An 8,838-nucleotide genomic window follows, 5' to 3' on the forward strand; every position below is an offset into this window, starting at 1 on the left:
GCCTGCCGAATGGCAGGCGCAGGACGTCGGAGCAACGCGACGACGGGCCCGAAGGGCCGAGCGCCGAGAGGCGCGAGCAAAGTAGGTCATCGTCAGGCTCCCAATAACAAACCCCCAGCGGCGGCGCCGTTGGGGGTTTTTTATTGGCTGCACGAAAGGGATGATCTACGGGAGTGTGAGTCCCGATGCCCGCCAGGGCAGCCAAAGCACCGCGTTGGCAGGGGCGAACGCCCGGAGCCTCTGCGTCCCGCCCCGGGTCATCGTCGCCGTGCACAGCGATCCGTCACCCCTTCGCTCGCCACCTTTCGTAACCTCAAAACAACAAACGGTTTCGAATCTATGACGCTGCGCACAGTCGTACTGCCTTACGCCGTCTAGAATTGGTCATTAACTGGTCAGAAAAATAACAAGCCAGCGTTCAGAGACATCGGCAGGGCGCCGTCAACGGGACAACGATAATCACATTCCGTCTTCAAGTGAGAAGCATACATGCGCTGGACGTGTTTAGCAGGTTTCCTATGGCTGGGGGTGACATCAGTTGTACAGGCTGATCTGGAGCCCATTTCTGATCGAGCCATGTCGGACGTGACCGGGCAGGCATTTCTTTCTGTCGATCGTTACCAGCACCCTGACGCCAACCGTGAAACGGAATATACCCGTGTCAATCTCGGGATGGACATTGAGTTGCAGACCAACGTGAACACCCTGGAGCTTGGTCGTTATGAGCGTGCGGGGGAAGATCCAGGTACATCGGACGTACTCATTGATGATTTCGGGCTCGGTTATATCCACAACCAGGAATTCTTCGATAACAACCCGAACGTTACCCGTCAGCGCAAACCGGATGGCAGTAGTTATTCAGAGGATGAAATCGTTCCTTTCACGATGACGGATCCTTTTTTGGAGTTTGCGTTCGACGAAAACACGGATGAAGTGACCGGGGTCCGTCTCGGCTTTGGTGACGCGATGGGCATTCTTTCCGGTGACATCCGAAATCTGACGGGGGACGTTAACGTCAATATAAAGGCGACGGGTGAGGATCTGGAAACGGCGGAATCGGAAGGCGATCTCATCGACAACGTTTTGGTTGGCCTCGCACCTTTGTTATTGAGCAACAATGCGATTCGAAGCAAGGCGAAACTCGTCTATGGTCCGGAGGAGGCGAACGCCGGCGATCTTGACCCGGTTCGGGCGACCCACGCGGGCGTTCCAAACGGTGAGGCGTTCACCGTTGAAGATGTTCCGGGGGGGACGTTGACGCTGATCAACGCGGCAAGTCTTCTAGGGGGCAGTTCCGAGTTTGAAATTGATGCAAATTGTTTTCTCGGGATCTGTGGGTCCGGAGATATCAGCTTTATTGCACAGAACTGCCAGGTACTTGGCATCACGGCCTGTTTCCCCCTGACCAATTTTCAAAGTCTACCGGTTGGCGAAGTCACCGAAGAAGGGGACGAGCGTTATCTGACGGGGCCGGAACAGGGGTTGTTCCTGTCGTTTCAGACCCGGGAGCTCGACTGGCTTGAAGATGTTTCCAAATCGAACCCGTCGGCAGAAGATTTTCTCCGCGCAACAGCGGGTGGATATATCAACATTCCCAATGGGGCCGTTGAGTTCAGCCTTTATGATGCATTGGACGGCATACCGCGGTACCGCTCGGAGTATATCGATCGAGGCCAGGGACTATTCTGATGAAGCGCTTTTCGGTTCGGTGGTTTAGTCAACAGTTCGTGCTCGCCCTTTGTGTGGTGCCATTTGCTGTGAGCGCTGAAATGCAGGGGTTGTCTGACGCCCAATTGGCCGACGTGCAGGGTCAGGGACTTGGTATTGTTCTGGACGACTTCAAGTTCGCGCACGGCACCGACGTGGATAACGGTCGTATTTTTCGGATCGGGGGGATAAAAAGTTCGGCGGGAGAAGACGTCGAGATCGTTGTGAATCAACTCTACATCTCGGGCTCTGGAAGCAACTACGGCCAGAACCTGAGCCCGGTAAATCTTGGGCGGCTCACAAACCCGTTCAGCATCGATCTGGAGGACGGTGACAATATTGGCATTCCCGGTAAGGCTGTACTGAGCGTGAATGCGCCCTCCAAGGTTTCAGCGGCTGACGGTTTCAGCTGTCTGGATGCTGGGGCGGGGGCAGGAAGCGGAACCTGCTCCAGTCGCCCGAGCGGGGCCAATCGATTGGGCGAGCGCCCCGACGTTGGGCTTCAGCTCAATGTCAAAGTTGGTGATAACCAATCCTCTAATCTGAACGTTCATGCAAAAAGTGCGGTGATTGATGGAAGCCACATTCGCCTTTGGGGCGATGATGATCGCCAGCAATTGGTGGGGCAGTTCAAGCTGAATTTTTACACGCCTGAATTGTCGATCAACGCCTGTGAACAGGACGGCTCCGACTGTGGCTCCAGAATTAAGATGACCAACTTTGCGCTGGAGCTTGCATTGGGTAATAAACTGCAGCCGATGTATCTGGACGTGGATGGCTCAGGCAACTTCGTTGCGGAAATCGAAACCATCCGGCGGCCCGCCCAGGGCGCGATTGCCCAGGATGGTACGCGGCAGAACAGCAACAAGGCCGAGTGGGACTTCTACGAGGACTATTACACCAATCCGGATTACCGCAGCAATCTGCGGATTGGCAATTTCAGTGTTGGGGACCGGGATTTCGGCTCGGCCAGAGTCGAAGGAATGTTGATACAGCATCTGAAGATCGATACCCACGATCTGGCGCCCTGAGGAGGCACAATGCAGCAAGGATGGATAATAGCCGCCATTTTGGGCCTGGTGATGGTCACCCCCGCCACGGCTGAGATGGCGCGTCTATCTGACGGCGATCTCTCCGATGTAGCCGGTCAGGGTGGCATCTATCTGTCCGGGGACGTCAGCATCAACGAGAATGGCGGCCCGATCCAGAACGCCTATTTCGGCACCTGTGATGAAGGCAGTAAACGCTGTGGGGCGCGGCTGGCTTTCCAGCTCAAAGCAAATGGTGGCTGGATGGTTCTCGACGACATCCGTGGCAAGTTCTCTTTCCAGGGGCTGACCTTGCGGGTACGCAATATCGATTCCGGCTTCGGTGGTGATGGCGCCGTGTTCAATCGGGACGTGCTGGAGGTTGGGCTGCCAAATACGGTCCGTTATGACGACGTCCAGTTTACGCTGGCCAACAGTAGTACTGCCCGCCCGTCCGACCCAGGATTCCAGCAAACTGATGTCTTTTCGATCGAGATGCAGGGCGACGTTGTCCTCGAAGGGAATCTGCTGGTATTCCCCACTGGTAACCCGTAACGAAGGATTCTGTCATGAGGCGGTTATACGACATCCCGGCGCCACTGCTCATGGCCTTTGTGGGAGCTCTTCCGGCCCAGGCTGACATGCAGCGGATGAACGACAGCGCTCTGTCAAGCGTCAGTGGGCAAAGCGGGATCACGATGGAGGTAGATCTCAAGGCCTCCGCCGATCGTCTTTCCTATTTCGACGACGGTGCCGGGATCCATGTCGAAGGCCTGCGGATCGGCTCGGCAACCGATTCGGACGGTACCGCCCGTCATGTGATCAAGACGGATATTCTTCAGGACGCGTCGGTCAATCTGGACTATCTCATTGAGGATCGGCGTATCGAGTTTGGTGACGTGACTCTGGAGGGTTCGCCTGGCGCGGGGATAGGCGGTGTCTTCCTGGACCAGAGCATGGAAGGCACCCTCACCCTGTCACCGGGGGGCGCCACGGCCGATGGTTATACGTTCGATGTGAACTACGAAATGACCGACGGACGGCTCGGTTATCGCACCAACGGATACGAAGTCTTTCTGGATGGCGTTTCGATGACCATGAATGCCCCGGGGATTACGCTTGACGAAGTAGGCGGTGCCCTGGAGATTGCATCACCGTCGGTGACCGGCTCCTATACGGTCGACGCCATCCGTTACAGCAATAACCCCCAGAACCATGGTAATAGTACCGATGTACTGACCGGGAATGCACTGCCGAGCTACGGTAGCCTTAGCGGCGATTTTGATTTCAGCTCCGAAACCACGATTTCGGCAGGTGGTCGATTCGGCAGCGAGGGTCTTCGCCTCGATGGCGAGACCATCATCAACAGCGCCAACGTCATATACCGGGATGATGGTAACCCGATTGCGCTTCGAAACATCACCGGGAGCAGTGAGTACACAGACCTTCGCGTGGACGTCGCTCCGGACTGGAACGGCCGTAATGGCCTCGCACTGACCCTCGGTGAGCTGACCGGCGATTTCCGGATTGGCAGCATCGAACTGGGTGGCAACGGAGGCAGCATCGGCGAGCTGGCTTTCAATTACCGCTTTGCCGATCGCGCCTTCAACGGTCGTGATTACACAAACGCTGTCTACGTGATGGGTGGCGGTCACCCGGATGCGGGGCCTCAGGGGTTGCGTCTGGCCGCTCAGTGGAGTCTCGCCGACGCCGATTTTGCCTGGACGGAAGATGGCAACACCGTGATTTTCTCCGGCCTTCAGTCCTGGGGGCAGGGCGATGTCACGGTCAACGTCACCCGAAACCAGACCATTAACGGTACTCGGTTCTACGACGGCGTTCGGCTCGGTTTCGACGGGGTCGAGGGTGGCTATCGTCTCAACGGTCTGCGGGTTGGCAACGAGGATGCGGACCTGCAGGGGGGCACTGAGTTGTTGCTGGCGCTGGGGGTGTATCCGGCCTATGACTTTGAACTTGATGGGCAGGTCACCTTGGGCGCCGGCGGCGCCACTGGCGAGGGGCTGACCGTCAATTCCGACATCCAGATTACCAATGGCAACGCCGCGATTCTGGCGGACACCTATGACGACGGCGCTGGCGAGCAGCCGCAGAAAGGCCTCTGGGCAACGGACCTGAATTACGACGCACACGTCCGGGATATGACGGTGGATGTCACGGATGAAGGGCTTGCGATCGTTGAGGGCGAGGCCTGGAGTACCATGGATATCGGCAACTTGCGGATTGGTGACAAGAACAGCAATGGGAGTTTTGGGCGATTCGTTCTGCAAAGCTATGAAAAGGGCAGCAGCATGGTCGTAAAGCCCGGAGGCGCTGGTAACGTGTGTGTCGGCGGAACGGGGGGCTCTGCATCCGCATGCCAGAGTAGTGGTGGCATATGGGAAGAACGGGGTCAGCAAGGCGTTACCATCGCCCTGAAGAGCATCCTGGCCCGAGCGGTCAGCGAAACCAAGCGCAATGCCTTCATCTGGGAAACGAACCGGACCCTCGGGCCAGACGGCCCGGAGAACGGCACGGGCACTCAGCTCGTTCTGAATGACATCTACACCAGTGACGGTGTGGACCTGGATGGGGATGGGAAGGAGGACAATACGTTCGGTATCCGTACCGATCTCAACGTCGACATCTACCAGACCAAGGTCGTCAAGAAGGACAGCGGGGCCGACGCCAACGGTGTTGTGGGTAATCGTGGCGATGAAAAAATCATGGACAGCAGCACGGCCGCTGGGTATCGCTACGTGGCCTCCCCGACGGACTCGGAGAAAGACGACCGTCCTCTTGGGTTTGCCGTTCAGGCGCACTCCCGTTTCAAAGAGCTGTCGGTGAACAGCATCGATCTGGTCCATCCGACCGGCGGCGCCGCCACCGCCATTCAGGGCGTCAAGCTGCAGAATATGGACATCAAGGCCAACCTGACGGCAACCCCCATCCAGTAGCGCCTTCTCGGGGCCGCTGCCTTGCACCGTTCCGTGGTGGGAGGCATTGGCCCGCCTTTTGTATTTTCGCCACGTCTGTTGTTAAATCCCGGACCAGAATCCGTCGTTGGATGGGTTGTCACGCGATCGAACAGGCACTCAAGCATGAGCACGGAAAAGGCGTTACTGGAACTGTTGTCCGACGGAGAGTGGCACTCCGGCACTGCATTGGCTGACTCGCTGAACGTCAGTCGCACGGCGGTCTGGAAACAACTGAACCGACTGATGGCGGCGGGCGTCGAGGTAGAGCGTGTCCGGGGCCGAGGCTACCGTTTGGGTGAGTCTGTCGATCTACTGAGCGAGCCTGCTATTGTGGCGGCCCTGCCGGAGCCGATTCGCGACCGTCTCGACCTCCATGTGTTTGGCGACATTGGCTCCACCAATCAGTTCCTGATGGAGGTACCGACTCCGTCGACTGCGGATATTCAGGCCGCGATTGCGGACCGCCAGACCGCCGGTCGCGGTCGTCGGGGGCGAGTCTGGCAGAGTCCAGCAGGCTGCAACATCTATCTGAGTCTGGCAATGAATCTCCGTTCAGGGTTTGAAGGGCTGGGTGGGCTCAGCCTGGTCGCTGGCCTGGGGGTGATTCGGGCGCTGGAGTCTGAAGGGCTCAGCGGTGCCGGACTGAAGTGGCCGAATGACGTGCTGTGGGGGCACCAGAAGCTCGCCGGTATCCTGATCGAGTTGAGCGGCGAGATCGAGGGTGGTGTGCGCGTTATCGTCGGAGTCGGGGTCAATGTCCATCAGCCGCCAGAAAACGTCGGAATCGACCAGCCGTGGACCTGCCTCGATGCGGTGGCGCCGGATGTCGGCTGGCGCCGAAGTGCGCTGGCGGCCCGGCTGACCGGTACTCTAGCGGATCATCTCTCAGCCTTCGATCGCGAAGGATTCTGGGCGTTTCGCGAGGCCTGGCAGTCAATGGATGCATTTCGTGGGCGGCCGGTACGAACCGAGCCCGCGTCGTTCGAGGGGGTCGGTGCCGGTGTTACCAGCAGCGGCAGCTATCGGATAGAGACGGCGGACGGCATCCGGGAAGTGACCGCCGGGGAACTCAGTCTGCGACCACTGACATGATATTACAGATTGATGCCGGCAACTCACGCCTCAAATGGCGGCTCCGGGCCGGGGAAGAAATCGTTGACCGGGGGGTTGTATCCGCGGGAGGCGTATTTGATGTGGCTGGCCTCCCCCGGCCGATTGAGCGAGTGGTGGTCTCCACCGTGAGATCAGACGCCCGGCGCGTCGAGCTGGCAAATCAGCTCAGAACAAGCCTCGGTGTTTCCCCGGAATTTCACGATACTCAAGCCCATCAGTGTGGATTGCGGTGTGGCTACGCCCGCCCTGGCGACATGGGGGCCGATCGCTGGCATGCCCTGGTGGGTGCGGCAGCGCACCAGCATCCGCCTCTTGTCGTGGTGGATGCCGGCAGCGCGATCACCGTGGACTATCTTGATGCGGCGTATCGCCATCGGGGCGGCTATATCCTGCCGGGCGAGCGACTTCACCTTAATGCGCTCTTCGGGGAAACCGATCGGGTCCGGTTTCAGGGCGGTGCTGGTCATTCAGGGCGCCCGGGGCGATCGACAAACGACTGTGTGATGGGTGGCCTGCACTGGCTTCGCGAAGCATTGGCGGACCGGCTGAACGCCGAGTCCTTTGGGGCGGTGCTTGTGACAGGAGGTGATGCAGAGGCTCTGCTTGCGGCTGGCCTGCAGGCTCGTTGGTATCCGGAGCTTGTGCTGGATGGGCTGGAGCGCGTCGATATCGGGTGGGAACCGGACATATGAAATGGCTGGTGTTTCTGCTGGCCTGTGCCAACACGGGAATCTATCTGGTCGCAATGAATTTTGCGGTGGAGTCCGATCGCCGGGTCATACCGGATGGCCAGCTGCCTGGCGTCGACAGTCTGCGCCGGGCGCAAGGCGGCGCCCGGAGTGAGGCGGGCCGATGGGACGATGGCCTGTGTCTGCAGGTGACCGGGCTGTCGCAGCTGGACCAGCCCGGCGCCAGAATCCGGAAGGCGTTGTCTGCCTGGCGGCCGGTGACCCTCGCCCCCATTCGGTCGGGCACGTCGAAGCCGCTACACCACCTGCTCGTTCCCCCAATGGCCAGTCGTAGCGCTGCGCTGGAACGCCTTCGGGAACTGCAGGCGTCCGGCGTTGACAGCTACCTTCTGGAAGAAGCGCCCCACCAATGGGCGATTTCGCTTGGCGTGTTTGAATCCGCGGACGGGGCCCGACGTCTCAGTAGCCGATTTCAATCAAGAAATATTGAAACAATTCTGGTCAAACGGCCCCCTGATCCGGTAGGGTACGCCCTCGCTTTCGCTGACCGCGATGTTCCGGCCAAGGATATCGCCGGCGAGTTGCGAAACGCTCTGCCCGATAGCGCATCGGTTGCGGTCGGGAAGGGTTGCCAGGGTGTTGCATCCCCTGACAAAAATCCGTAGTATACCGCCCTCGCTGACGGGGCGATTGAGCTGGCGTAGCTCAGCTGGTAGAGCAGCTGACTTGTAATCAGCAGGTCGGGGGTTCGACTCCCTCCGCCAGCTCCACAGTTTTAACCGGTAGAGCATGCCGGTGTGCTGGAGGGGTTCCCGAGTGGCCAAAGGGATCAGACTGTAAATCTGACGCGAAAGCTTCGCAGGTTCGAATCCTGCCCCCTCCACCAATTTTATGCTCGCGGGCATCGTATAGTGGCTATTACCTCAGCCTTCCAAGCTGATGACGCGGGTTCGATTCCCGCTGCCCGCTCCAAGTTTTGGCAGGTGTGCGTGCTCATGTAGCTCAGTCGGTAGAGCACATCCTTGGTAAGGATGAGGTCGGCGGTTCAAATCCGCCCATGAGCTCCATTTATTGTCTGGTCAACGTCGCTTATTCTGGTTGATTAGGGAGATTGGTCGAATGTCCAAAGAAAAATTTGAGCGCAGCAAACCCCACCTCAACGTGGGCACCATTGGCCACGTTGACCATGGTAAGACGACGCTGACGGCGGCGCTGACGCGCGTGTGTCATGAAGTGTGGGGCACCGGTTCGGCGAGCGCATTCGACCAGATCGATAACGCGCCGGAAGAGAAGGATCGGGGTATCACGATCGCCACGTCTCACGTG

Annotated in this window: 8 protein-coding genes and 4 tRNA genes; all 12 read left to right on the forward strand. The window is 58.8% G+C overall.

Annotated elements, in window-relative coordinates:
* Window positions 1-576 precede the first annotated feature (576 nt).
* The gene (locus tag C8D92_RS13115; protein WP_228151306.1) at window positions 577-1,689 is read left to right on the forward strand and encodes a hypothetical protein; all 1,113 of its coding nucleotides are present in this window, start codon (window positions 577-579) and stop codon (window positions 1,687-1,689) included.
* Complete coding sequence (locus C8D92_RS13120) at window positions 1,689-2,738, forward strand: hypothetical protein (protein ID WP_228151305.1); 1,050 nt, start codon at window positions 1,689-1,691, stop codon at window positions 2,736-2,738. The genes C8D92_RS13115 and C8D92_RS13120 overlap by 1 nt, the downstream gene beginning before the upstream one ends.
* A gap of 9 nt (window positions 2,739-2,747) precedes the next feature.
* Window positions 2,748-3,290 carry a hypothetical protein gene (locus C8D92_RS13125; protein WP_095612254.1) on the forward strand — a complete coding sequence of 181 codons (543 nt, stop codon included), beginning with the start codon at window positions 2,748-2,750 and terminating at the stop codon, window positions 3,288-3,290.
* 14 nt (window positions 3,291-3,304) lie between these two features.
* Window positions 3,305-5,689, forward strand: coding sequence for a DUF6160 family protein (locus C8D92_RS13130; protein ID WP_116919621.1), 2,385 nt, complete (start codon window positions 3,305-3,307; stop codon window positions 5,687-5,689).
* 144 nt (window positions 5,690-5,833) lie between these two features.
* Entirely contained in the window at window positions 5,834-6,802 is a 969-nt protein-coding gene (locus C8D92_RS13135; RefSeq protein WP_116919622.1) for a biotin--[acetyl-CoA-carboxylase] ligase, read from the forward strand.
* A complete protein-coding gene (locus C8D92_RS13140; RefSeq protein WP_095612251.1) occupies window positions 6,799-7,515 on the forward strand; it encodes a type III pantothenate kinase in 717 nt (238 codons plus the stop codon). The genes C8D92_RS13135 and C8D92_RS13140 overlap by 4 nt, the downstream gene beginning before the upstream one ends.
* Window positions 7,512-8,177: a hypothetical protein gene (locus tag C8D92_RS13145; protein WP_116919623.1), complete on the forward strand. Its 666-nt coding sequence runs from the start codon at window positions 7,512-7,514 to the stop codon at window positions 8,175-8,177. Before C8D92_RS13140 ends, C8D92_RS13145 begins: the two co-directional genes overlap by 4 nt.
* 29 nt (window positions 8,178-8,206) lie before the next feature.
* Window positions 8,207-8,282 (forward strand) — tRNA-Thr (locus C8D92_RS13150).
* A gap of 32 nt (window positions 8,283-8,314) precedes the next feature.
* Window positions 8,315-8,398 (forward strand) — tRNA-Tyr (locus tag C8D92_RS13155).
* Between the two features lie 11 nt (window positions 8,399-8,409).
* Window positions 8,410-8,484 (forward strand) — tRNA-Gly (locus C8D92_RS13160).
* 19 nt (window positions 8,485-8,503) lie between these two features.
* Window positions 8,504-8,579, forward strand: a tRNA-Thr gene (locus C8D92_RS13165).
* A 52-nt stretch (window positions 8,580-8,631) separates the two neighbouring features.
* On the forward strand, window positions 8,632-8,838 hold a 207-nt coding region (locus tag C8D92_RS13170), incomplete at its 3' end, for a GTP-binding protein (RefSeq protein WP_243402448.1).

The sequence above is a fragment of the Tamilnaduibacter salinus genome (genome assembly GCF_003096655.1).
GTDB lineage: Bacteria > Pseudomonadota > Gammaproteobacteria > Pseudomonadales > Oleiphilaceae > Tamilnaduibacter > Tamilnaduibacter salinus.

Excerpts from the sequence above, each read along its gene's own strand:
- C8D92_RS13115 (WP_228151306.1), top strand. The coding sequence starts at position 577 with ATGTCGGACGTGACCGGGCAGGCATTTCTTTCTGTCGATCGTTACCAG.
- C8D92_RS13120 (WP_228151305.1), top strand. The coding sequence starts at position 1,689 with ATGAAGCGCTTTTCGGTTCGGTGGTTTAGTCAACAGTTCGTGCTCGCC.
- C8D92_RS13125 (WP_095612254.1), top strand. The coding sequence starts at position 2,748 with ATGCAGCAAGGATGGATAATAGCCGCCATTTTGGGCCTGGTGATGGTC.
- C8D92_RS13130 (WP_116919621.1), top strand. The coding sequence starts at position 3,305 with ATGAGGCGGTTATACGACATCCCGGCGCCACTGCTCATGGCCTTTGTG.
- C8D92_RS13135 (WP_116919622.1), top strand. The coding sequence starts at position 5,834 with ATGAGCACGGAAAAGGCGTTACTGGAACTGTTGTCCGACGGAGAGTGG.
- C8D92_RS13140 (WP_095612251.1), top strand. The coding sequence starts at position 6,799 with ATGATATTACAGATTGATGCCGGCAACTCACGCCTCAAATGGCGGCTC.
- C8D92_RS13145 (WP_116919623.1), top strand. The coding sequence starts at position 7,512 with ATGAAATGGCTGGTGTTTCTGCTGGCCTGTGCCAACACGGGAATCTAT.